17 protein-coding genes and 1 pseudogene are annotated in these 24509 nt (G+C 43.0%); 13 read left to right on the forward strand and 5 right to left on the reverse strand.

Annotated features, from left to right (window positions below; genetic code table 11):
• Nucleotides 1–141: 141 nt before the first annotated feature.
• The 11 genes and pseudogenes from BHV83_RS00945 (at nt 142) to BHV83_RS00995 (ending at nt 16106) form a co-directional block, all read left to right on the forward strand.
• Nucleotides 142–3402 (forward strand): TonB-dependent receptor, encoded by a 3261-nt coding sequence (locus tag BHV83_RS00945; protein ID WP_195284197.1) that lies wholly within the window; start codon nt 142–144, stop codon nt 3400–3402.
• Nucleotides 3403–3435: 33 nt separating this feature from the next.
• Complete coding sequence (locus BHV83_RS00950) at nt 3436–4950, forward strand: RagB/SusD family nutrient uptake outer membrane protein (protein WP_009018572.1); 1515 nt, start codon at nt 3436–3438, stop codon at nt 4948–4950.
• A 163-nt stretch (nt 4951–5113) separates the two neighbouring features.
• Nucleotides 5114–6499 (forward strand): SGNH/GDSL hydrolase family protein, encoded by a 1386-nt coding sequence (locus BHV83_RS00955; RefSeq protein WP_229033112.1) that lies wholly within the window; start codon nt 5114–5116, stop codon nt 6497–6499.
• Between the two features lie 67 nt (nt 6500–6566).
• Nucleotides 6567–9137 carry a glycoside hydrolase family 38 C-terminal domain-containing protein gene (locus tag BHV83_RS00960; protein WP_005861756.1) on the forward strand — a complete coding sequence of 857 codons (2571 nt, stop codon included), beginning with the start codon at nt 6567–6569 and terminating at the stop codon, nt 9135–9137.
• 112 nt (nt 9138–9249) lie between these two features.
• Nucleotides 9250–10203 carry a transporter gene (locus BHV83_RS00965; protein WP_005861757.1) on the forward strand — a complete coding sequence of 318 codons (954 nt, stop codon included), beginning with the start codon at nt 9250–9252 and terminating at the stop codon, nt 10201–10203.
• A 240-nt stretch (nt 10204–10443) separates the two neighbouring features.
• On the forward strand, nt 10444–11235 hold the full coding sequence (locus tag BHV83_RS00970; protein WP_005861759.1) for a type ISP restriction/modification enzyme: 792 nt from the start codon (nt 10444–10446) through the stop codon (nt 11233–11235).
• A 2-nt stretch (nt 11236–11237) separates the two neighbouring features.
• Complete coding sequence (locus BHV83_RS00975) at nt 11238–12413, forward strand: DUF4297 family anti-phage-associated protein (RefSeq protein WP_005861760.1); 1176 nt, start codon at nt 11238–11240, stop codon at nt 12411–12413.
• Between the two features lie 5 nt (nt 12414–12418).
• Nucleotides 12419–14173, forward strand: coding sequence for an anti-phage-associated helicase HerA (gene herA, locus BHV83_RS00980; RefSeq protein ID WP_005861761.1), 1755 nt, complete (start codon nt 12419–12421; stop codon nt 14171–14173).
• A gap of 6 nt (nt 14174–14179) precedes the next feature.
• On the forward strand, nt 14180–14386 hold the full coding sequence (locus tag BHV83_RS00985; protein WP_005861762.1) for a metallophosphoesterase: 207 nt from the start codon (nt 14180–14182) through the stop codon (nt 14384–14386).
• A 314-nt stretch (nt 14387–14700) separates the two neighbouring features.
• Entirely contained in the window at nt 14701–15738 is a 1038-nt protein-coding gene (locus BHV83_RS00990; RefSeq protein ID WP_005861764.1) for a PDDEXK nuclease domain-containing protein, read from the forward strand.
• A gap of 11 nt (nt 15739–15749) precedes the next feature.
• Nucleotides 15750–16106, forward strand: a pseudogene (locus tag BHV83_RS00995) (GNAT family N-acetyltransferase).
• 114 nt (nt 16107–16220) lie between these two features.
• Here the strand turns inward: BHV83_RS00995 and BHV83_RS01000 are convergent.
• From BHV83_RS01000 to BHV83_RS01020, 5 genes are read right to left on the reverse strand one after another with little or no spacing between them, the layout of a single operon-like run.
• Nucleotides 16221–17090, reverse strand: a complete 870-nt coding sequence (locus BHV83_RS01000) for a DUF7281 domain-containing protein (protein WP_005861765.1) — start codon at nt 17088–17090, stop codon at nt 16221–16223.
• An 11-nt stretch (nt 17091–17101) separates the two neighbouring features.
• Complete coding sequence (locus BHV83_RS01005; protein WP_005861766.1) at nt 17102–20767, reverse strand: ATP-binding protein; 3666 nt, start codon at nt 20765–20767, stop codon at nt 17102–17104.
• Nucleotides 20751–21302: a condensin complex protein MksE gene (locus BHV83_RS01010; RefSeq protein ID WP_005861767.1), complete on the reverse strand. Its 552-nt coding sequence runs from the start codon at nt 21300–21302 to the stop codon at nt 20751–20753. Before BHV83_RS01010 ends, BHV83_RS01005 begins: the two co-directional genes overlap by 17 nt.
• A 10-nt stretch (nt 21303–21312) precedes the next feature.
• Entirely contained in the window at nt 21313–22509 is a 1197-nt protein-coding gene (locus BHV83_RS01015) for a hypothetical protein (protein WP_005861768.1), read from the reverse strand.
• A gap of 12 nt (nt 22510–22521) precedes the next feature.
• Nucleotides 22522–23022 (reverse strand): methylated-DNA--[protein]-cysteine S-methyltransferase, encoded by a 501-nt coding sequence (locus BHV83_RS01020; protein WP_005861770.1) that lies wholly within the window; start codon nt 23020–23022, stop codon nt 22522–22524.
• Nucleotides 23023–23179: 157 nt separating this feature from the next.
• Here BHV83_RS01020 and BHV83_RS01025 point away from each other — a divergent pair, with 157 nt between their 5' ends.
• Both BHV83_RS01025 and BHV83_RS01030 read left to right on the forward strand, forming a co-directional pair.
• Nucleotides 23180–23662 (forward strand): ferritin, encoded by a 483-nt coding sequence (locus BHV83_RS01025; protein WP_005861772.1) that lies wholly within the window; start codon nt 23180–23182, stop codon nt 23660–23662.
• 161 nt (nt 23663–23823) lie between these two features.
• Complete coding sequence (locus tag BHV83_RS01030) at nt 23824–24264, forward strand: DUF695 domain-containing protein (protein WP_122144277.1); 441 nt, start codon at nt 23824–23826, stop codon at nt 24262–24264.
• The last annotated feature ends 245 nt before the right edge of the window (nt 24265–24509 follow it).

Consider the following 24509-nt stretch of genomic DNA (forward strand, 5'->3'; position numbering starts at 1 on the left):
TTCTTAATTTATGAATCACCTTTCTCGCCAGTCCGCTGAAACCGTGCGATCGAGGTAAGTCCTTAATAAAAAAACATTTACAAATTTATGGAAAAAGTTTGGAATAGTGATGATCTATTACCTAAAAAATTTAAATCAATCATGAAGATCACATTGCTTTTTTTAATACTGGGTATATTGCATGTCTCGGCGGATACCTATGCGCAAAAAGCTCAAGTTACGGTAGAAGTAAAGAACGGGACGTTCTATGATGTCGTCTCGGAGATTGAGAAACAGACCGAGTTCATGTTTTTCTATAAGAGCGAGGATATCGATAATAGTAAGCAGGTGGATATACAGGTGAAGAATCGCCAAGTCACCGACGTGTTGAATGAGTTGTTGAAAAACACGAACTTGACCTACCGCATATCAGGTAAGCACATCACGATCTTGAAGAAAGACGCCGTACAGCAACAAAAGAAAAAGATCTCCGGTACCGTTACGGATCCGGATGGCATACCGGTTATTGGGGCCAATGTTGTGATTAAGGGTACGACGGTCGGTACCGTTACGGATCTGGATGGAAAGTTTAGCTTGGATGCGGCTAATAACGATATCCTGTCATTTTCCTATATCGGCTATGCGGAGCAAGAGATCGAGGTAGGGAATCGTACACTGTTTAACGTGAAGTTGGCCGAGGATTATAAAGCGCTTGAAGAGGTCGTCGTCGTTGGATATGGTACGATGTTGAAACGAAACTTGTCAACTTCAGTGGGTTCCGTAGACTCGGAGAAGTTATTGGAGCGTCCGAATGCCACGAACGTATTCCAAGGATTGGCCGGAAAGGTAGCGGGTGTTAATATCGCTTTGAATTCTGGTGCGCCGGGTGGTAGCCCTGCGATAAAAATCCGTGGTATCGGTTCTTTGAATTCTTCCAATACACCGCTATATGTGGTCGATGGTGTGGTTGGCGTGGATCCGGACCAGATTGATCCGAATATAGTTCAGTCTATCGATATCTTGAAAGACGCTACTTCCTCTTCTATTTATGGTGCGAGAGGTGCGAATGGTGTTGTGGTGATAACAACGAAGGAAGGTAAGAAAAATACAACGAATATCTCGTATAATACCGTTTTGTCTGCCGGAACGTTAGCTCGTAAAGTCGATGTCTTAAATGCGGAAGAGGCTTTGGATGTATTCAAGCGTGCTTATGAGGCTCAACCGGGACGTATCGCTCCCCATCTGGATCCGAGCAATATGTTTACGCATAAGAATGACCTGTTCAATCCGGACGGGACTCCGAAATATGATACGGACTGGCAGGATGCCGTAACCCGTACGGCTTTTTCTCATCAGCATTCACTTAGTTTCTCCGGAGGAAGCGATAAGCTGACCGCTGTGGCGAATGTAAGTTATAAAGATAATCAGGGTATTATGTTGGAGACTTATAAACGTCAGTTGAATGCGTTTATCAATGTAGGATGGGATTTGAAAGAATGGTTCCATTTACAGGCCATGTTGAATGTAGGATCTAGTAATGCCCGAAACTCGGAGAATGCGATCTCTCGGTATACATTGGAAGCATTGCCGTTCCTTCCTATCCAATATGAGGATGGTACCTATTCCCGTAAGGGGGATTATCCCGGTGCGGAAGATACGGAGAACCCCGTGAGGATTTTAAAGGAGCGTAAGAATATCGATAAGAATCAGTACACGTTGGCTAATGTGATCGGTACGTTTAAAATTACCTCTTGGCTAAAGTTAACGACTAGCTTCAGCCGTCAAGATGGTTCTTATATCAATTCATCTTATAACCCGAGTACCTTATTCGGCTATGGAGATACTCAAAAAGGTAAGGCGGAGAAAACGCATAAGAATACGATGTCGTGGACGAATGAGGACTACTTGACTTTTGATAAAAGCTGGAATAAGCATAACTTGAATGTCGTAGCGGGAGCCAGTTGGTATTACTCAAAAACAGAGAAAAGCGAGCTAGGGGCCGAGAATTTCTTCGATGATTATTTTGAGTACAATAATATGGGAGTCGGTACCGTACGTTCTAAGGTTGGCTCAGACTATACGGATAATAAGATGAATTCTTACTATGCCCGTATCAACTATAATTTTGACAATCGTTACTTATTGGGCGCTTCTTTCCGTGAGGATGGTTCTTCTCGTTTTGGCTTGAATAACCAATATGGTTTCTTTCCTTCATTCTCGGCCGCTTGGCGTGTATCCAATGAGAATTTCTTCGAGAACGCAAAAAAGGTGATTGATGATATGAAAGTCCGTTTGAGCTACGGTACGGTGGGTAACGCAGAAATCGGTGATTATGCGTCTATGGCACGTTATGAGAATAAACGCCTTCCTTTTGGCAAGGATATGACGACGATCGTTACGTTGAAAAGTATGGCAAATCCGGATTTACGCTGGGAGAAATCCAGACAACTTGACGCGGGTATCGATTTGAGTTTCTTTAATGGGCGTATCGAGTTTATGGCGGATTATTATCATAAGATTACGACTGATTTATTGTATGAGCTACAATTGCCTTCTAACTCGGGATATGAGAAGACTATGACAAATTTGGGTAAGATCCGTAATCAAGGTCTTGAGATGAGCTTGAATACACGCAATATCCAAAGCCGTGATTTCTTATGGACTACCTCTTGGAATTATACGATGAACCGCTCGATGGTACTGGATATAAATGATAATATTATCGGTAAGTGGGGAGGACGCATTGAAGAGGGACATCCTTTAAATGCTCTTTACGGCTATGTTCGCCTAGGTACATGGGGTACTGATGAGGCGGAAGAAGCCGCTAAGTATAATAAGAAACCCGGCGATATCAAGTATTGGGACAAGAATGGTAATGGAATGAAGGATGGCGAAGACCAAGACTATATCGGAAATGGCGCTCCTAAATTCGAGATGAATATGACAAATACATTCTCGTGGAAAGGCTTCACGTTTATGTTTGATTTGCAATGGGTATATGGTAATAAGTTGATTAACTTCACTCGCCAGTTGATGGGTAACCGTGTGACATTCTCCAATGCTTATGCGGACATTCCGGTGAACGCTTGGACGCCGGAAAACCAAAACACGATGGTGCCTAGCTTGCGCCTTCCGGGAGATGGATATGAGAATGACGTAGATTCTTGGAGTTGTGAGCCGGGTTCGTTCTTGCGTTTACGTAATATCGGCTTGAAATATGACTTTAGTTCCCGTATGCTTTCTGCCGCTCACATCAAGAGTTTATCCTTGGGATTCAATGTGGAGAATGCGTTCTTGATTACGAACTATTCTGGTAGTGATCCGGAGGTAACGAGTTATGATGCCGTATTTGAGCAGGGAGTGGATTTTTATACCTATCCCAAACCTCGTACGTACTCATTTACTTTAGGTGTTAATTTCTAATTATTTAATCTTTACTTCGTAAAAAACTAAGATATGAAAAATAAAGCGCATGTATGGATGTGTGGCTTGCTTTCTGCGACAATGGCTTTTACATCCTGTACGAATTTTTTAGAGGAAGACCCGAAAACCTTCTTGAGTCCTTCTGAATATTATACGACAGAGAACCAGATAAAGGCGGCTGTGGATGGCACTTATGACGGGCTTGATGATCTGTTGAGTTCCGACCTCGAGATTGCTACAGTTCACCTTTTTAACTTGGAATACCTTGTAGGTACTAGTTATCGTCCTCGTGCGGCCGGTAATGAGCAGAACCAGTTCTTATTGCTTTCCGGTTTGGAAGAGAGTAACGGCATTATTCGTAACTTCTGGAAGGCTACTTTCTTTCCTTTGGAAAACTGTAATAGCGTGATTCAAAATGTTTCCGCTACGGATATTATTAGCGAGAGCCAGAAAGCGAAGTATCTGGGAGAGGCTTATTTCTTGCGGGCATATTACTATTTCCAAGGGGTACAATTATTCGGGGATATCCCGTTGAAGACGGAACCTACGGTAGACCTGAATACGGTGAAGATCCCAAGGTCTCCTAAGGAGGATATTTATAACCAGATCGTGGAAGACTTGAAAAAGGCGGAGCAGTCCGGGCTGGATTGGAGTGATAAAACAGGCCATGTCTCTATGGGAGCGATCAAGACCCTTTTAGCTAAGGTTTATTTGACAATGGCAGGTTATCCGCTTCAAAAAGGAAATGAGTATTATCAATTGGCTTACGAGAAAGCCAAGGAGGTTATTGATAGTGGAGCCTTTAGCTTGTTCGCTGATTATAAGGATTTGCGTGCGTCAGAGAACGAAAATAGTGGTGAGCATATTTTTATGATCCAGCGTGAGGCGCAAGATGCCGGGGCTCCTTTCCATTTTGGCCTTTTGCCTTATCCGGAACAACCGATTTCCATTACTCCGGCTTATGGGGGTGGTTTGGCTCCTCGTAAAGAGTTTTATGAAAGTTATGATGACCAAGATATTCGTAAACGGAATGAGGAGTTTTTCTATACTTCTAAACCCAAATATGGTGATCCGGAGACAACGATTACTTTGGATGTTCCTTATTTATGCAAATATTGGGATGAGAATGCCGAATCTACAGGAAAGAGCGGGGCGAATATTCCGGTTTACCGTTATGCGGACGTTCTATTAATGTGTGCGGAGGCAAAAGCTACCTTGGATGGTGGATCTACTTCCGACGCTATAGCTGTGGATGCTTATTTCCAAGTTCGTCACCGTGCGTTGCCCAATGAGGCGAGACCGACTTCAATCACGGTTGATCAAGTATTGAAAGAGCGTGCGTGGGAACTCTGTTATGAGTTTACAGGATGGTATGATATGTTGCGTACTCACCGTGCGTTTGATCCGGTATCGAAGCAAATGGTTGATTTATTCGGCTATCAGGCGGTTAATCATACGTATCCGTTTAAAGAATCGGATTTGGTTTTCCCGGTACCTTTGCGTGAGAAAGAACTGAACCCTCTGCTCGGTGAGGATGTCGTTCGCTAAAAGTAAGCGAGCGATTCTCTAGACTAGAGGTGTGTGGGAGGATATTACTATCCGTAGTAATCCGGATTATTATCCATGATAAATACGATTACTATTGATAGTAATATTTTTTAACACGGTATATATTATTCATCACAAAAAATTAGAGAAGAGAGAAATAGAGATGAAAAGATATGTTTTGTTTGTCTGTTTGTTTTTATCAAGCCTTGCTGGAGTATATGCTCAGTCGATAGCTCCGTTTCAGAAAGGAGATCGGATCGCTTTCGTGGGAAACAGCATTACTTGCGGTGGTCATTATCATTCATATATCTGGCTATACTATATGACCCGTTTCCCGGATCAACGCATCGATATCTTTAACGAGGGAGTAGGTGGGGATGTAGCCGAGATGATTTACCAGCGGTTGGATAAGGTTTTCGAACATGAGCCTACGGTGGTGACGCTATCTTTTGGCATGAACGATGTCGGCTATATGGATTTTCGGAAGCCGGGGGCGGATACGATCGCCCGGAACCGGGTAGAGAAAGCTTGCCGGGATTATGCCTTTATCGAGGAGGTCTATAAGAAGTATCCGGAGGTGAGGAAAATCTTGATCGGAAGCTCTCCTTATGACGAGACTTCTCGTTTCAATAAGGTCGCTTTCCCGGGGAAGAATACGCCGATCTTGGAGATCGTGGATTTCCTGAATGCCCGGGCCCGGGAGAATCAATGGGGATTCGTGGATTTTAACCGCCCGATGGTAGCGATCAACCAATGGGAGCAAGCGGAGGATTCCATGTATACCTTATGCGGGAAGGATCGTATACATCCCTCTACGGACGGGCATCTGGTCATGGCTTATCTCTTCTTGAAGGCGCAAGGTCTGGCCGGTAAGCCGGTAGCCGATATCCGGATAGACGGAGCGGGGAAAAAGGTGACTCGCTCGGATAATTGCCGTGTCTCGGATTTGTCTGTTTCCTCGGATAACCTTACTTTTACGTACGAGGCGAAATCGCTTCCGTATCCTATCGATACCTCTTATTATGATAATGAGAAACATACGCAGGCAGATGCCTTGAGTGTTATCCCTTTTATGGATGAGATGAATTATGAGGGATTGTCCGTGAGCGGTTTGTCGGATGGATATTACGGGTTGACGATCGGTGGGGAGTTTATCGGTCGTTTTACGGCGAGGGAGTTGGAGCGAGGCATCAATATGACTCTTCTTCAGAATACCCCGCAGTATAAACAAGCGATGAAGATCCGCCAGATGAACGAGGAACGCTGGTTGAAAGAGCGTAAGATGCGTGAATTTTATTGGGTGGAATATAACTTGATGCGGAAGACGGGCATGCTTTGGGCCTGCAACGAGGCTGCCGTGGACACCTTGCGCAAATACCGTCCCCACGACATCTTCTTGCAATGGAACGGCGACCTTTGGCTACAATACATGCACAAGGGGATTCGTGAGGATTGCGTGAATGAGCAACAGGATCTGGTTAACCGGATCTATGAGCAAAATAAACCAATCCCCTTGCGAATAGAGATCAAGAAATTTACAGACTTGTAGAGACGGGGCGTGCCCCGTCTCCCACCGACTGGAAGTATTCTAAATGTGAATTAATAGTACATATTATATGAAAAAGAAACTAGCGATATTCGTATTAAGCCAATTCTTGTTGGCCGGTTGGGCAGATGCCCAACAAGCCTATTTCATCGATGGCTATCATGGCGGTATCTACGGGCATTACCCGGTGGGGCAGACCGCCTTTATCGCCCAGAAATTAAGGCAGAATCCCAACTGGAATATCAATATCGAGATCGAGCCTGAATCATGGGAAGTCGTACGGCAACGAGACCCCGAAGGTTACGAGGCTTTCAAGCGCTTATTTAAGGATCAATCCGTGGAGAGCGGGCGGATCGAGTACGTAAACCCGACCTATGCCCAAAGTTATTTCTTCGGGACATCCGGCGAGAGCGCTATCCGCCAATTCGAATATGGAATACGGCTGATCCGGAAACATTTCCCCGAGGCGGTATTCACCACCTATTCGGCGGAGGAGCCTTGCTTTACCAGTTGCCTGCCCTATATATTGAAGTCATTCGGCTTCTCGTATGCCTCTACTAAGAACCCGAATACGATGTGGGGTGGCTACGTAAGCGCCTACGGAGGTGAGTTGGTGAATTGGGTAGGGCCGGATGGTACGAGACTTACCACCGTCCCCCGTTACGCCTGCGAGGATTTACAACCCGGCTCTTGCTGGCAATCCATCTCGTGGTTCAATACGGAGGACTACATCCATAAATGCTTGGATGCCGGTATCCAGCACCCGGTCGGCATGTGTATCCAAGATGCCTCATGGAGCCATGGTTGGGATAAAGGCCCTTGGCTGGGACAGGATACGACGGGCTATTATACGCCGACCGCCTATAAGACTTGGCGGAATTACATCCAAGACTGTTCCGTCGGGACTACTCAGGATGATTGGCATTTCTCGCAAGAGGATGTCCTAGGTGGCTTGATGTGGGGAACGCAGGTCATGCAGCGTTTGGCCGGAGAGGTACGGGTAGCCGAGAACGCTATCGTGCGTGCGGAGAAAATGGCGGCTTACGCTCGCTTATACAAAGGCATGGAATGGCCGACCGAACGTATCGATGAGGGATGGCGCACGCTTTTATTGTCGCAGCATCATGATTGCTGGATCGTTCCTTACAATCAACTACAAGGGAAAAAGACATGGGCGGAGACGGTTACGGATTGGACTGGGGTGACCATTCAAAACAGCCGTCAGATAATTGATAACGCCTTGTCCTTATTGAAAGAAAAGGAAGGTGAATCCACGGTGTACGTATATAATACCTTGGCTACCGACCGGAATGAATTGGTGGCGGTGGAAGTTCCCGCCTCATGGAGAAACTCAGATTGGGTGGTTCTTGATAAGCGAGGGAAGAAACAGCCGGCTCAATGGCTGACGGAAGACGGCGTTTCAAAACTCTTGTTTCGTGCGCAAGTCCCCTCTGCCGGTTATGCCTCTTATGCGATCCGGAAGGCAGAGGATAAACAGTCCGGAACCTTGAAGGCTGAGAGACAGAAAGACGGTACGTTTCGCATGGAAAGTGATTTATACACCTTGGTGCTAAACCCCTCTAAAGGAGGTGTAATAGAAAGCTTGAAAGCGAAAGCCGTACGAGGCAAGGAATTCGTGGATAACCGGAATGAACGTGGGTTCAATGAGCTTCGGGGATATTTTATCGATGAGGGTGGTTTCCTTTCCAGTATGGATCAACCGGCTGAGGTGAGCGTGTTGGAGCAAGGGCCCTTATTCGTGAAGGTAGCTGTGAAAGGCAAGATTGGAAAGTATTCATTTACCCAAACGATCCGGTTAACGCAGGGAGAGCCTCGCATCGATATGAGTGTTAAGCTGGATTGGATAGGAAGCCCTCGTATTGGTGAGCCGGGTATCGAATTCCGTGCGGATAATCCTCGTAAGTCATTCTATGACGACCGTTACAAACTTCTGGTATATCTGCCTATCCAGATCGCCAACCAACAGATTTATAAGGATGCTCCGTTCGATGTTTGCGAGAGCCGGTTGGAGAATACCTTTTTCAATCGTTGGGATAGCATCAAGCATAATATCATCTTGAATTGGGTGGATGTAGCGAGCAAGGATAACTCTTGCGGTCTGTCATTATTCACGGATCATACGACCAGCTATGCGCATGGTAAGGATTTCCCATTGGCCTTGAACGTACAATACGCCGGTAAAGGCTTGTGGGGCCGGGATTATATCATAGACCGTCCGACCGAGATCTCGTATGCCTTGATCCCTCATGCCGGAACTTGGGAGAAAAGCCGTATTTGGACACAAAGCGAACGACGCAATGAGCCTTTGGTCGCAACCTTGGACGGCGATGCTACCTTGACATCCGGTTCCCTTTTCCGGATAGAGAATAATGCCTACGAGTTGGTCTCCATGGTCTATAAAGGTAATGACCTTTACATCCGCCTATTCAATGCCCAAAGCGATGCCTCCCCTAAAACGATAACCTTCCAAGGACAAGACGTGAAAGCGAGCTTGGTGGAATTGGATAACCGTCTGGTTGAGGACTTAACCGTCACCGAGAAGAAAGGCGCCAGTTCAATGCGTCTCTCTATCCCTCGTTACGGGATAAGGACATTAAAAGTAAGCTGTAAGAATATCTAATGTAGAGACGGGGCATGCCCCGTCTCTCTTTATCCCTAATTAATCCCCGTTTCTCTTGCCTCTTTCGGTGGAAAGATGTTATTTTGCATCCCGAATTAAAAGAATAGGCGTTATGTTGAAATTCTTCAAGACATGGACACTCCCTATCTCCATGTTAGCGGGTGCGATAGGGTATTTTGTTTTCGCCAATGTTACTTTTCTGGAGCCTACAAAGCCGTTCATGTACACTTTAATAGCGTATCTGACGCCCTTTTTGATTTTTGCGCAGTTGCTCTTAACCTTCTGTAAGATCTCTGTCCGGGAATTGATGCCCAGCCCTTGGCATGGTTGGCTATTGCTTATCCAAGCGGTTTCCAGTTTGGTGCTTGCCGCCTTATTGCTCTGGCTGCCAATGAGAGAGGAATACCGGGATGTGTTCGAGGGAGCGATGGTCTGCCTGATTTGCCCAACCGCTACGGCGGCCGCCGTGATTACGGGTAAATTAGGGGGAAGCGCCTCTAGTCTGACTACTTATACCTTATTATCGAATCTATTGGCAGCGATTGTCGTGCCGCTGGTCTTCCCATTAGTGGAACCGCATGCCGAGATTACTTTCTTCGCCGCATTCTTGAAGATCTTGGGAAAAGTCTTTCCATTGCTGTTATTCCCGTTTTTCCTCGCTTTGTTCTTGCGTAGATTCATACCACCTATCCATCGCTTCCTTGCGGGGCTTCGAGACATGGCCTTTTACCTCTGGGCCGTCGCTCTAGCTATCGTGACCGGGCAGACCGTGAAATCCTTGGTCAATAGCGAGGCGGAGATTTATGTAGAAATCCTGATCGCTTTAGGCGGCTTGATAACCTGTATCGCGCAGTTTTATTGGGGAAAGCGCATCGGCAAGAAATACAATGACCGTATTAGCGCCGGACAAGCCTTGGGACAAAAAAATACCGTGTTAGCTATCTGGATGTCTTACACCTATTTGAACCCCTTGTCTTCTGTTGGCCCGGGAAGCTATGTACTGTGGCAAAATATTTTTAACAGTTATCAGCTGTGGAAAAAGAGAAATAAAGAATTGGAAAATTAAATATCGATAGCTGATATATAATAATTTGACCACAGAATATTTTCGTCTTCTTTTTTGCGTATTCACTATTTTTTCTATAAATTGCCACTGTTTATCAGTGAGGTTGGTTGAATATTGTTCCATAACTTAATGTTTTAGTAACCACTAGGTTTTAAATAATATATCGGTTAATTAACTGATATTCAATATGATATATAATTATATAGTAATTGTTTTAATTCATTTTTAAACAGTTTCTTAATGTCTGAAACGATTGTTGACTTGAATTTTCTTGAGGCTGGAGTTCAATGTTTCCCAATGTATCACTATGAGGAACGTAAAATTGAGAGTAAAACTTTGTTTGATGATGCCGAGGACACCATTCAGAATAATTATATTCGTCGTGATGCCATCTCCGATTTCATTTCAGAACGTTGTCGCAAAGCCTACGGTCCACATGTGAGTAAAGAAGATATTTTTTACTATGTTTACGGCATTCTGCACAGCACGGAATATCGCACCGCCTTTGCCGCCGACCTTAAAAAGATGTTGCCCCGTATTCCATTAGTGGATGAAGCCCTTGATTTTTGGAGTTTTAGCAAAGCAGGAAGAAACTTAGCGGAATTGCATTTGAACTATGAGAATCGTCCTTCGGCAACCGGAGTCATTGTGACCTATAATACCATTCCGCAGAGCGAAATAGAAAAAGTAATGCAATCAGGCGAGATGGAGACAATCAATTATCAAGTTGAAAAGATGCGCTTTCCCTCCAAAACGGATAAAAGCAAAATTATATACAACAGCCAGATAACGATTGAAAATATACCAGCCACAGCTTATGAATACATAGTAAATGGCAAAAGTGCTATCGAATGGATTATGGAGCGTTATGCCGTCATCACTCACAAAGATAGCGGCATCACTAATAATCCTAATGACTGGGCAACGGAACATGACAATCCCCGCTATATATTGGATTTGCTCCTCAGCGTTATTTTATTAAGTATAGAGATGATGGAGATAGTGAATGGATTACCGAAATTAACCTTTTAAATATGGCAAAAGAACGTTCAGCAATAGCAACAATCAAAGGATATTATTATCAATTTGACTATTTTATCCTTCAGTTACTAAAATGCAATAATGAAACTGATTCCATTTGTATTGAAGGCATCGAGGATGTTGATTTAAAAACAGTTGATGAAAGTACTGCTATTCAATGCAAATATTATGCAGGAACAGAATATAATCATTCTGTTATAGCTCAACCATTGCGATATATGTTAGATCATTATCTATCAAAAGCTAATAATGGTATAAAATATAAGATTTATGGGTATTACAAATCAGGTCAAGATAAACTTATATTACCTATTAATATAGAATTTTTTAAAAGTAACTTTATAAGTCTAAAAGCATTTAAAGGTCTTTCGATAGAAGATAAACAAATAATATCATTTTTATCAAATTTGGAGATAGATATTGCAGCAAGAGAGTTTGAACAGCAAGAGACTGATATTTTTAATGAACTAAAAAGACTCTTTAGCTGTAATGATTTTGAAGCAGAATACTTTTATTACAATAATTCATTAAGAATAGTAAAAGAATTATCGATAAATCCGGATATTTCTCAAAGAAGAATAACAAAACGTGAATTTATTGATAAAATCAATAGTAAGGATATATTTTTCAACCAGTGGTTCTTGATAAAAAAAAGCATCAAAGAATATTGCTTAATGATTAAAAGAGAATATTTTTCTCCTTTAAATTTATCTCCTTTTGAACGTTTTTTTGTTATAGAGTGCGACTCGATAATTTCTGATACAGAAATAAAATCTTTACTAATCCAAATTGGAAATAAATATTCAAAAATAGAAGCAAAAAATCCAAGTCCATTCTGCCCTTATGTATATCTATATGGTTTACCTGAGAATAGATTGAAAAATATTTTAAAAAGTTTACATGATGACAACTTTATTTTTATAGATGGCTACGATTATAAAGATGCTGAATTTTCAGTCAATTCAATTGTTAAAAAGGCTACTTGTTACAATGGATTAAAACTTAAAATCTTGTACAATAAGGAAGATTTAGATTCTGTAATAGATAGTATACAAAAGACTCGAAAGATTTATCAATTTTATACAAGAATACCTTTTTATGAAAATACGAACCATGAACATATCAAGATATTAGTTGAACAAACAATTCATATCAATAAAATAATATAATTATTATGGTAGAACAAGAAAAAATTAATGCAGAAGTAATATCTGTATTTCCCAATAAAGTAAAAATATCAGTAGATAAATTAGAAGATTTCTGTTTAGCAGAAGAAAAGCTTAAAGTTGGTTCATATTTAAGAATCGCAGACAATGATAATGCTGTGTTAATTGCCATTATTGAGAACTTTTCCATTGAAGTTGGAGCAGATAAGGAAGGAAATGCAACAAGAAAGTATATTCTTGAAGCTAATCCCTTAGGATTGATTCGTGGTGACAAGTTTGAGCGTGGTGGAGATACAATAGCTATTCCACCTAAAAAAGTTGAGCCTGCTAAGAAAGAAGAAATTTCTAAAATTTATGAAGAATCTCTTGAGGCAAAAGACAAGTTCACTTTCTCTAAACTTTCTACAAATAAAGATATTTCGGTTCCTGTAAATGGTAATAAGTTTTTCAATAAGCATATTGCCATCGTAGGATCAACAGGTTCAGGGAAATCCCATACTGTAGCGAAACTAATTCAAAGTGCTACACATGAAAAAACAGGAGAATATTCTGGTTTGAATAATTCTCATATTATAATATTTGATATTCATTCAGAATACAAATCAGCATTTCCAGATGCAAACTTTATTGATATCAATAATCTTATACTCCCATATTGGCTTCTTAATGGGGATGAATTGGAAGAGCTTTTTTTAGAATCAGGAGATTTTAATAATTACAATCAGGCTTCTTTGTTACAAAAAGTGATAACTGAAAACAAGAAAAAATATAATTCAGAACTAGAAAATATATCTTTTGATACACCCGTGAAATTTATTTTAAATGAAGTAATCACTTGTTTGTCAAATCTTTCTAGAGAAACGAAGGATTATAAAAAGACAAATGAAATAGCAATAAAAGAAGCGCATCAGTGTTTTAATGATGAGTCAGCTAAAATTAATCATTACTTTACGAAAATATATACATTTGAAGAGCCAAAGAGCCAAAATTATTCAAAGGGTACGTACGCAGACGGAAGCATTGACAAATTTATCTCTAGAATAAAAAGTAAAGTTAATGATAAAAGATTAAATTTTCTTTTAGGTGAAATCACAGAAGACGTTACATTCGAAGATACTTTAAAGCATTTAATTGCTTATGAGGAAACAAAACATTCCAATATCACAATTATAGACTTAAGTGGGGTTCCATTTGATGTGTTAAGTATTACCGTTTCTTTGATTTCAAGGATAATATTTGAATATGGTTATTTTTATAAACGACTAAGATGCTCAAAGAATGGTGAGGAAAGAATTAATAACGATGTCCCTATCTTACTTGTGTATGAAGAAGCTCACAAATATGTTCCCAATAGTGATTTGGCAAAATATCGGTCATCTAAACACTCCATTGAAAGAATAGCAAAAGAGGGACGTAAATATGGTGTATCTTTACTCTTAGCTAGTCAGAGACCTTCTGAAATATCAGAAACAATATTTTCTCAGTGTAACAATTTTTTAGCCATGCGATTAACAAATCCAAACGATCAAAATTATGTAAAGAGACTGTTGCCGGATACACTTGGAAATCTTATTGATAAAATGCCGACACTCAAAGCCGGAGAGTGTATATTAATAGGTGAATCAGTTATACTACCTTCAATAGTTCAAATAGATCGTTGTAGCCCAGAACCATCGTCAAATGATATCCCTTATTGGAAATTATGGAAAGAGGAATGGAAAGATCTCAAAATAGATGAGATAAAAAAAGAATGGTATAAATAATAATAAATGAAAATAATCCATACCGCAGATTGGCATTTAGGGCAAACGTTTTTTGAATATGACCGTAAAGGTGAACATACTCTATTTTTGACGTGGCTTCGAGAGCAAGTGAAAGTTCACGAGGTGGATGGGTTGTTTATTGCCGGAGATTTGTTTGATATCCCAAACCTATCGGCTGAAAGGAGTGCAAGTGATGTACAGAGAACTTTTTGATATACTACCTATGCCGGACAAAAGTAAACCTTTCATTGTAATGTGGTATTTGCAGGCTACGTGTTCGAAGATTTTGGAAAAGAACCGTGCCGAACGCACTATTATCGGAAGGTTAGAGTGTTTTTCGTCTGAAGTATTCGACGAAAAGATTGCATACACGGCACTCGGACATTTGCACCGTACCCAAAGGGTGTTAAGGCATGAGAATGCCCGATATGCTGGTGCTCCGTTACCGATGTTATTTGTTGAAAAAAATAACAAAGAAGGTGTTACTGAAGAAAATATAATAGATTAGCATTGAAAAGATTCATGATATGGCAAAAGAAATAAGAATAAATGATAACGAGTACGCTCAAATATTGCAGCAGGCGGTTTCTGAGATTCAAACTGCTCGCACGACCGTTGCTCGGCAAGTAAACACTACCGTCAATTCTGTATATTGGAATATCGGGAAGTTACTCTTTGATAGAAATTTAGAGAGTGGATATGGTAGTGGCGTGGTTAAACGATTGTCAGTGGACTTGAAAGAACAGTTTCCGGATATGGGATTGTCTCCTCGTAACCTTTGGAATATGAAACGCCTATACGAGCGTTATTATCAAGAAGATACAAAACTGCTACAAGCTGTGGCAGTTTTACCTTGGGGACATAATTTACTACTGTTGGATAAGTCGTTGTCAGCTAATGAAGCCTTATTCTACGCAGAAGAGTGCTTGCAAAAAGGTTGGTCGAGAGATATGCTGCTCAATGCAATAAAGATGAATACCTACGCAGCCCGTCAGACGAAAATCAAAACGAATAACTTTGATGCCGTACTGCCGATGGCGCATGCCGACTATGCTAATGAAGTATTTAAAAGTTCGTACAACTTAGGATTCCTTAGAATAACAGAGCCTGTTAAGGAGTTGGAACTGGAGAAGCGATTAGTATCTAAAATCAAGTCGTTTATACTGGAGTTGGGCAAAGGTTTTTCTTTTATCGGAAACCAATATCGTCTGGAGTATAACAATAAGGAATATGCAGTGGATATGCTCTTTTTTCACAGAGGTTTGAGGTCGCTCGTTGCGATTGAATTGAAGCTCGGGGCCTTCAAGGCAGAGTATGTAGGCAAGATGAATCTCTACCTTTCGCTGCTTGACCGCTTGGAAAAAGGAGAGAATGAGAACCCGTCAATCGGTATCATTCTTTGCGCCGACAAGGACCACTTGGATGTAGAGATTGCTTTGCAAGATATAAACAAGCCGATTGGGGTTGCCGAGTATCAACTGCTGCTGCCCAAAGACGAACTTCAGGCATTACTCATTCAAGAAATTAATTCCATCGAGGAGAGTGGTGATGTAAGCGAGGAGTAGCAACTTTTGTTTTGCTACTCCAAAAACTTTCCTACCTTTGCATTCGAGCTTTATTTCAGAATACCGTATTGGTGGTGAACAGGTGCGATTATTCGCAAGCTGAGGTAGAAGATTGGGCATCTACATTCGATGTTTGTTCACAAGGACTTCCAAAGTAAAGGTATCGTTACGATACTTTTAAACGATATAGAGCGGTATGCGATTACGGCTGGTATCACACGAGTTACATCGGAAGTGAGCCTAACCGCTCGCCTTTTCTTTGAAAAAAAAGATATATAGTAGAAGTGGAACGAAAACGCAAGGCTAATCAGCTTTGTCTTATTAATTTTTGGATGGCAAAAGAGCTTGATAAAGGTGAAAACTTATAAGATTTCAAGGCGAAAAAAAGTAAGTTAACTTTGCGGCCAAGTAAGTTGACTTAAATGATGAAGTAAGTTAACTTACTTTGGGATTGAAGCTTGCTTGTTTTGAATGCGTGTCTTTTATCTATTTTGAAGATATCCTTCTTGCTCATAGATACGACGGTAGCGGTGGATCATCGCTACGAGTGGTTTCAGCCGTTCGTCAATTACTTTCATCTCTTTAAAACGTTCGTACTGTAGGTTGTAAAGGAGGGTGTTTCCCGTTTGAAGACGCGTCTCGATGTCGGAAGGTATAAAGAAGCGGGCCTTAAGACCGAGATGAGTGAAGAATTCAGTGAGGAAAATGTGAATGCCGGCAAGATCGAAATCCCCAAAATGAAGATAGGGATTGGAAATGGCCCGCAACCATGTGCGAAGATCCGAACTCTGGGGATAACGAGAGACAAATAATACCTTGATATTTTTGAACAAATGCCTCATCTGCTCTATATGCTGGAAGTTTTCTCCATTCTCGATACCTACCACCGTAACATCATCCGCCAAGCGGAAATGCGTGAAATCTTCTATAAAGAGAGAGAGTCCCTGCGGAGGGTTGATTAGCAGCGGTTCTCCATACAGCGACGTTTCAATGGGCTGATAACTTTTAACGAGGAATCCGGTAAAACTACGGGTACTTTTCGCCTTAGAACGTGATGTAACTTCTACTTGTCTGGCACGGCTCACCGTTTCGCCACTCTCCATTACCTTGATCCACTCATCCAGCGAGACTTGTATCCCATATCGCTGTGCTAAATAGATAGATAACGCATTTGCGTCTCTCAGTTTGAATTTTCTTCTGCTACCATAGACTTGCTGCCAAATCAAATCCTCGGAGAGCAGTTCTTCTGCCATCTGTTTGGAAAGCCCGGAAGAGGGCACGCTCTCGCCTTGCATCATTTGCGACAGTTTACGGGCATCGCCCAAACGTAAATTCTGTTCTCTATCAATCATGGTTCCTAACATTAATTATCATATTTCAATAATGGCGTAACTTTGGTGTTGGCTCCACTGTCCTTACCCAACAAATATGTGTAGCGATAGCTCTCTACATTATAGGTAGTAGGTGAGGAGTTGATAAGCAAAATGTTGCGACTGTTGGCGAAGTCAAGGATACCCTTCACGTTGGTGGGGTGCAATTTCCCGATCTCATCCATCATGCAATGCAAACGAAACTCTCCAAACTTGTGTGAGGCTTTCTCTTTGAAGACATTGATGAGCATAATGTTCACCATGGCCTTTACCAGGATGTCCGTTCCATCCGAACCTACATTTGATATCTTTTCTACCCATCCCGTATCGTTGTCATTCTCCGTGATGCGGAACTCCAGTTTAAACGTATCGGTGAGCAGCAACCGCTTACGGGACGGTTCATTTTGCAATTCCTTCATGAGGTTGAGCAAATAGCGCACGGCCTGCCTGTTGATGACCTCGCGCAGATCCATTTGCGAGAAGAGGTCTACTTCACCCATATTGAATTCGTTCTCATCGCAAAATTTCTTTATTTCCTTGAGGAGTTGCATCAGTCGGTCGCTGCTGGGTTGTGCACGGAGTTCTATTTTGCGTATCACTCCCGCAAAGTTACGGCGCTCGAAATCCTTGTTGATATTGCCTATGGTACGATGTATCTCACCTTCATTCTGGGTAAGCTCGCCTACCGCTTTGGAGATGCGCTGAATGATGTGTGTATAGCGTTCGCTGATTTGTTTCTGAAAATCGAGGATCTTATTATTATCCACAAACTCGCAGAGGTTGGAGGCAAAATCCAGATAGTCTTCCTCCGTAGACAGATCGGTGCGGAAACTGAACGTGTTCTTGGCCGAGAAGTTGCTTTTAAACAGATTAACCATCCGTTTGAATTCTTCCAATTGTTTCATGCGGCCGGTGATATGGTCTTTCAACTCTTGCACCAACTCTGCGCAACTCTTCCAGGTCTGCCTCTCTTCGGTCACTACTACTTCGGGTGGGCAGAAAGTGGAGTCTTCGTGAAATTTGGCGGCCTGTGCCAAACCTTCCTCCAAGCTTCTCTTTGTTTCGATGCCCTTGCCTAATAAGGCTTGCTGATGTTTTTCTTGTATGTTCAGTTTCTCGCTACGCAAAGTGAAACGTTCTTCAAGCGTGGCCAATTCATCCTCAAGCATCTTCTTTCTACTGCGAAGTTGTGGTTCACGATCAAAAAGTTCCTCTTTGTCCTTTTGATAGCGGATGGTGTCGGGGAAATGTTTCTCGATGTAAGCCAGCTCTTTTTGAATCTGCAGGATGCGTGCGTCATATTTTCCGATGGCTGCCGTGTCGGCGCCTTTTCCGCTAAGCTCCGCTTGTTGGGAAGCCTCCAGTTCTTTACGGCGTTCCAGCGATTGCTGCTTGTGAAGTTTTATTTCTGTCTCGATACTGTTGCGGTAGTTATTCAGTTCCTGTTCCAGCCGGAGCTTCTTCTCTTTGTAACTTTTCTCGCATACCTTAAGACGATGCGCACGATCAGCCTTCAACTTCTTTATCTCTTCCTCGCAAAGCGCCAGTCGATGAGCCGTATCGTTCTGTTTCATCCGGATTTCAACCATACGCTGTTCACGCCAATCGTCCGTCTTCTTTTGCCATGAGGCGGATTGTGCCATGGCGTTCTTGATGAATGCGGGAAGCTGAAGTTGTTCGGATTCTTGCAGACGCTGTCGGTCTGTTATCTCACGCAAGCGCTTGTTGTATTGTTTCTTCAAAGCCTCCGTTTGCTCTGCCAATTCTTGGTGTAGCATATTGATCCGCTTGACGCACTGTGACAATGCTCCTTGGTATATGGCCAGTTCTGCTTTCAATTCCTCGGGGGTACGGAAATTGCGTTCCAATGCCGTAAGGTCTATTTGCACGCCATACAAGGAAGCCTCCCCTTGGTTGGTTACCTGCGGCGCCAAGTCATTGCGATAAAGTATTTTCTCTTCATCGGCTATTTTTCCGATCGTATCTTTCCATGCGGGTTTGTTCCTGTCCAGCCATTCGGCCAGCGAACCTTTGCGCCGTTCGATGAGCGACTCCAGCCGGGCTATTTGTTCCTCTATCTCTTGCTTCTCTTTTTGTGCGTTAGCGAGAGGCTGAGCCTGTGCCAACTCCAATTCCCGTAACTTCATTCCAGCCTCTTGACGCAGGCTTACAGCTTGCGTAGAGAGTTGCTGAATGGACATTTTCAACTCCTGCGCACGAGTATTCAGTTTGTTCAGTTCCTCGTCGGCTTTGGCATGTTCTTCTTTATAGGGAGCTTCGTGGGCTATCCGTAGCAACTCATTGTTTTGTTGCGATTTCTCCTCTCGTAGTTGCTGGAGTTTGTCTGCCGAGAGTTGCGATTTCTCCTCAAAACGCGTATATACCTCGTTCTCTTCATTGCGCCGTGTCTGCATCAAGCTCTCGTTCTGCTTATTTGTCGCATATTCCCTTTCGTTCACCAATGCGTGTTGCGCATTCTCAAAGGCTCGAAAGTCGGTATCTACCCGTTCTATAAGTGCGCTGTATTTGGCTATGACATCATCGTAGGCACGTGTGAGTTCCTGCCTCCGTTGCTGTTGGCGTGTTAATTCATCGGTAACCGCACTTTTCTGCTCTACCCTGCGAATTATTTCGGTAATGTTCATCTGCTCGTACTCCAGCTGTTTCTGCTTGGCACGTTTTAAGTCGGCATCAACCGAGCCTTTCTCTTTTATCAATTTGTCCCGTCCCTCTTGGTATTTCTTTGTCTCCTCACTTTGTAAGCGATGTACACGTTCCAGCTCGGTTTTGTGTCTGGATATTTCCTCGTCAATTAATGGGCGCTGCTTCAAGGCTGATTTCTCTGCATAGCATAATTCGGCACGTCCCTTGGCTATGTGGCTATCCATGTACAATAAGTCGCGATAGCTTTGCATCACTTTCCCGGCTTGTCTTTGTACCGGCGACCCTCCGGGTTTTTCATTGTCCAGCCAAAGCGTAACGTCATTGTAATTCTGTTCGAAATCTTTCGTCTGGTTACGGTAGACATCAAGGTCTATATTCACCTCTTCCTCATTCATGGAGCGGATTATCGTGTCCTTGATGAAATCGGCATCCAGCTTGGAGTTGAGGAACACATTCTGTATGGTTCGGGGGATATTCTGATAATTGGGGCTTTCTACGATAGCGTATTTACGGAAACCTATGAGATCGGGACGACGATTGTTGCCGAAAATAATATCCCGGAACTCTTGATAAGAAACGACGATACGACTGATTTGCGTCTCTGTGCCAATGGCTTTGCGAATAGAGATCCAATCAGCACGAACCTCACGACGCTCGTTGACGAACCATGACGACTGATAGGGTGCGTCAATAAATCGATAAGCCACACGCCCTTGTTGCTTGAAAGCCATCACGCAATAAGGGCCGTTTTCACGCATCACCTCGTAGACGATGAATGAGTTGGCATAAGGAAGGTAGAACTCATCGTAGCTTCTTTTCTCTTTGGGTATGCCTAGCCTCAGCTTATCGGCGTTGTAAAAGAAAAGAATAGCCCGGAGCAGCGTACTCTTTCCTACACCCTGCGTACCAATGAAATGCACGTTTCCGTCCAGTTGAATCTCGGAATAAGGGATATGCGCACTATTCAGGAAAACTATTTTATTCAGGTATCTCATCTTGTCCCTCTTCTGTTATGTTAATACAATCTACCAACTCTTCTATATAATGAAAAGCCGTTAGTACCTTCCAAGTGCCTTCGTCCTCGTCTTCATACTCTATAAATCCCATAGTCTTTAACTCATTGATGAGCTTATCAACGATTTCCTCGAAACCTTTCTTGTCGCTAAAGAGTTCCTTGGCTTGCTCCTTCAGCTCGATTTCGGTACGTATTTGTGTCACTATGTCCGACTTGCTGAATACGAAACCGGGGCCGAAGGCTGAATTGTAGGTTTTCAAGAAGCAGAGATAATCTATCCAGCGAGCGGCGGCTTCGAGTTTACGATCTATATCCGCCTTGCTTTCTTTACGTGCGAAAAAGTAGTAGCCATTGCCGCTTTCAAGATAGAAACCTATGCCTTTATAATATTCATAATAGTCGGTCAACTCCTCTTCGATGGCATCGTAGTAGCGACGGACTGCGGGCGAAAGGCTATTGGACGAGATAAATCCGCCATGGCTCAATGTACTGTATATTTCTTCGGTATATTTCATGGTTGATGAATTATTTAGGGAAAACTAAGGGATACTCTACCTGTCCCTTACATTCGTAACGGTCGGAAAAGTTCAAATCTTCGGCATATTCAGAGGCTATCTGGCAGAAAAAGACGAGCTTGTCTTCTGTACTTACCGCATTCTTATAAGCGTAATTCATGACAAAAGCGAAAAGATGCTCGCCGGAAGCCACAAACGAGTTGTACACTTCCCTCAAGTTCACTTGATCGATCACTTCCGCCTTACCTTCCAGATATTCGGTAGGTATTGCTTCCGCTACGTCTCTCGATTTATCGTCACGCCTTTTAAGCTTAGTGGCGAGTTTCTTGATAAGTGTCAGCGCTTCGTCCGAATTGCGCAGGTAATCTATTGAAAGTTTGATGCGATAACTAGGTTGCGGCTCCATCCACACATGGTTACGTTCAGCCAGCACTTGCTTGATATTCGTATTCTCCTCCAGCAGGAATTGCTCTTTAAGATACTTCAGCTTGCGTACTTTCTCGAAGATTCGATTTTGGTATTCGATCATGTTGAGGTAATGAACGATTTGCCGCTGTATCTCCATGAGGTTGTGGGAGGAGTCGATGAGTTGCAACTTCACGTCGCTCACCGTGGCACGCATCTGGGCATCCATTGCCTTGCGGAAGAAGAGCAATTGATCTTTATCGATCGCATTTTCGCACTTGTTGATGAGTTGGATGATATTCTTCAGTTTCTCGCCCAGTCGTTGCAGTTTTACTTTCTTTATCTGATAGTTCGGCTCGTTCTTATACGTGCTGTCCAGATTCCGCTTCAGGTCGATCACGTTGCGTACCGTGGTGAGCGCTATGTTCTTGAGCGTACGGCGCACGTCATTATGGTAGTTATATCGCCGCCTCTCGTTATTCTCTTTCAGATAATACTCTATCTGCTCGTTCAGCTTGCTGAGATGTCCTTGTATATAGGCTACATTCACCTCTTCGTTCACTTGCAGCACCTCCTCGAAGAACTTTAGGTAAATGTCTTCCATCTCCAAGAAATCGCCGCTACTACGTATCACTCCGTGATTGATTAAGCTCTGTACCCGCTCCTCCTTATAATCGGTCAGCTCCACCGCGAAATCGTATTTGAAAGAAAGGGAGGTCCGTTTATGAAACATCTCACGTAGCAGTTCCCTCTCTCGGTCGAGCGTACGAACCAATTCATCGATAGAACGAAATGTGCGCATACTGATACGGTTTTAGAATCCTTTGGCCCGTTCGATTGTAAGCAGGCTCCTTTTTTTGTCGATACCTCCGGCGTATCCGGTTAGGCTGCCATCGCTGCCTACGACACGGTGGCAGGGGATGATGATACTGATCGGGTTATGGCCTACCGCTCCTCCGATCGCTTGCGTAGACATGCTCGGGATACCTTTTTGCCGGGCGATTTCCCCGGCGAGCTCCTTGTAGGTTACGACTTCGCCATAAGGTATTTTGCTCAATAAGTCCCATACCGCAAGTCGGAAAGGCGTATCCTCCAGATGGATAGGAGGGGTGAAGCTGGGAATCTTACCCATGAAATAGCTATCCAGCCACTCTTTGGCTTGCTCGAATATCGGCAGTTCTCTTTCTTGGTGTTCCGCCGATAAAGTGGCGGCAAAATATTTTTGCCCGTCGAACCATAATCCTGTCAGGTGGTCGCCATCGCTGGCTAGGGTTATTTCTCCCAAGGGAGATCGATATTTGTCGGTGTATTGCATGATGTTTATCAAATAAGGGCGTAAGTTAGAAAAATTTTCGAAAGTAGCCAATATCTAAGGGCGGAAATGAGATAAGGAATCCTACTTTTATTTATATTTGCATAGTGAAATTTCGTGAACGGATAATACTTCAACATTTTTAAACAATGATAAAATTATGATCTTAAGTAGAAATTTATCAGAGGCGTTCAATGCCCAAGTTAATGCGGAGATGTGGTCTTCGAATTTGTATTTGTCAATGTCCGTGTATTTCCAGAAAGCAGGGTTGAACGGTTTCGCCCATTGGATGAAGAAACAAGCGGCTGAGGAATTGGAGCATGCTCATAAGTTGATCGATTACGCCTTGGATCGTGGCGGCGATATTACGATCGGCCAGATCAACGTGGTTCCGACAGGCTGGGGAAATCCGTTGGAGGTATTCGAGCATGTTTACAAACACGAGTGCTATGTATCAGAGTTGATCGACAAATTGGTTGATATCGCCGAGGCTGATAAGGATCATGCTTCCCGTGATTTCTTGTTCTGGTTCGTACGCGAGCAAGTAGAGGAAGAATCTACGGCTAAAGAGATCGTGGATCAATTGAAGAATTATGGGGAATGCCATTACGCCATTATGGATCATAGATTAGGAAAGAGATAATACATGTTTTACGAAGTTAACTTCGTTGTCGAATGAAGTTAACTTACTTTGCCAAGTAAGCTAAGTGACATTGCCTAGTAAGTTAAGAGTGTTGGCAATGTTACTTAGCTTCATTTTTTTATCATGTCAAATTAGTAGCGTATCATTTATAGATAGGGACGATGAAATTAAGCGATGTATGGTTTACGGCTCTCTCGGAAAACGAGTCAGGGCAAATGATTACCGTTTACGGGCGGGACGAGTTGAATGAGTTCACCGAATCCGGTAAGTTCAAGGAACGTGTCGAGATCACTTGGAAATACGAGGGAGATGGGAGAGGCCTTCCTAGCGATGACCTTGGCGAGAAAATGGAGGCCGTGGAGGAAGCGCTTCGTAAGGCGATGGAAAAGAAAGACAAGCTGGCTATCCTAACGGGTGTCTATACCGGAGGAGGAGAGAAGGTCTGGGTGTTTTACACACGTACCGTGCGTGTATTCGGCGAACGCTTGAATGAGGCCTTGGCTCCTTTCGAGTTACTGCCCATCTCTATTTATACCGAGATGGATCCGGATTGGGAAGAATATAAGGATATGTATGAGATGAAAGAGTGGGCGGTGGATTGAGATCCTGTGCTTCGAGTTTGGCGTGAAAGGTATCTTTTTGATTGAAATACCTTCTTTTTCACGACACGGCTCTCTGGCTATAAAAGCCAACGAGCGTAAACGGGGAGCGCGAACAAGCTGCCACCACCGCTTTTTAACATGATAAGCGTCGCTTTTTAACGAATATATACGTATCAACCTACACATATGGCTGTATCAACTCACACATATAGCAGTGTCAACCCACACATATAGTCGCGTCAAGC

This window comes from Parabacteroides sp. merdae-related_45_40, assembly GCF_001915675.1.

Coding starts and splice junctions, on each gene's coding strand:
- BHV83_RS01005 (WP_005861766.1), bottom strand. CDS start 20,767: ATGAGATACCTGAATAAAATAGTTTTCCTGAATAGTGCGCATATCCCT.
- BHV83_RS00985 (WP_005861762.1), top strand. CDS start 14,180: ATGAAAATAATCCATACCGCAGATTGGCATTTAGGGCAAACGTTTTTT.
- BHV83_RS01030 (WP_122144277.1), top strand. CDS start 23,824: ATGAAATTAAGCGATGTATGGTTTACGGCTCTCTCGGAAAACGAGTCA.
- BHV83_RS00990 (WP_005861764.1), top strand. CDS start 14,701: ATGGCAAAAGAAATAAGAATAAATGATAACGAGTACGCTCAAATATTG.
- BHV83_RS00975 (WP_005861760.1), top strand. CDS start 11,238: ATGGCAAAAGAACGTTCAGCAATAGCAACAATCAAAGGATATTATTAT.
- BHV83_RS00970 (WP_005861759.1), top strand. CDS start 10,444: ATGTCTGAAACGATTGTTGACTTGAATTTTCTTGAGGCTGGAGTTCAA.
- BHV83_RS00950 (WP_009018572.1), top strand. CDS start 3,436: ATGAAAAATAAAGCGCATGTATGGATGTGTGGCTTGCTTTCTGCGACA.
- BHV83_RS00955 (WP_229033112.1), top strand. CDS start 5,114: ATGAAAAGATATGTTTTGTTTGTCTGTTTGTTTTTATCAAGCCTTGCT.
- BHV83_RS00965 (WP_005861757.1), top strand. CDS start 9,250: ATGTTGAAATTCTTCAAGACATGGACACTCCCTATCTCCATGTTAGCG.
- BHV83_RS01015 (WP_005861768.1), bottom strand. CDS start 22,509: ATGCGCACATTTCGTTCTATCGATGAATTGGTTCGTACGCTCGACCGA.
- herA (WP_005861761.1), top strand. CDS start 12,419: ATGGTAGAACAAGAAAAAATTAATGCAGAAGTAATATCTGTATTTCCC.
- BHV83_RS01010 (WP_005861767.1), bottom strand. CDS start 21,302: ATGAAATATACCGAAGAAATATACAGTACATTGAGCCATGGCGGATTT.
- BHV83_RS01025 (WP_005861772.1), top strand. CDS start 23,180: ATGATCTTAAGTAGAAATTTATCAGAGGCGTTCAATGCCCAAGTTAAT.
- BHV83_RS00960 (WP_005861756.1), top strand. CDS start 6,567: ATGAAAAAGAAACTAGCGATATTCGTATTAAGCCAATTCTTGTTGGCC.
- BHV83_RS01020 (WP_005861770.1), bottom strand. CDS start 23,022: ATGCAATACACCGACAAATATCGATCTCCCTTGGGAGAAATAACCCTA.
- BHV83_RS01000 (WP_005861765.1), bottom strand. CDS start 17,090: ATGATTGATAGAGAACAGAATTTACGTTTGGGCGATGCCCGTAAACTG.
- BHV83_RS00945 (WP_195284197.1), top strand. CDS start 142: ATGAAGATCACATTGCTTTTTTTAATACTGGGTATATTGCATGTCTCG.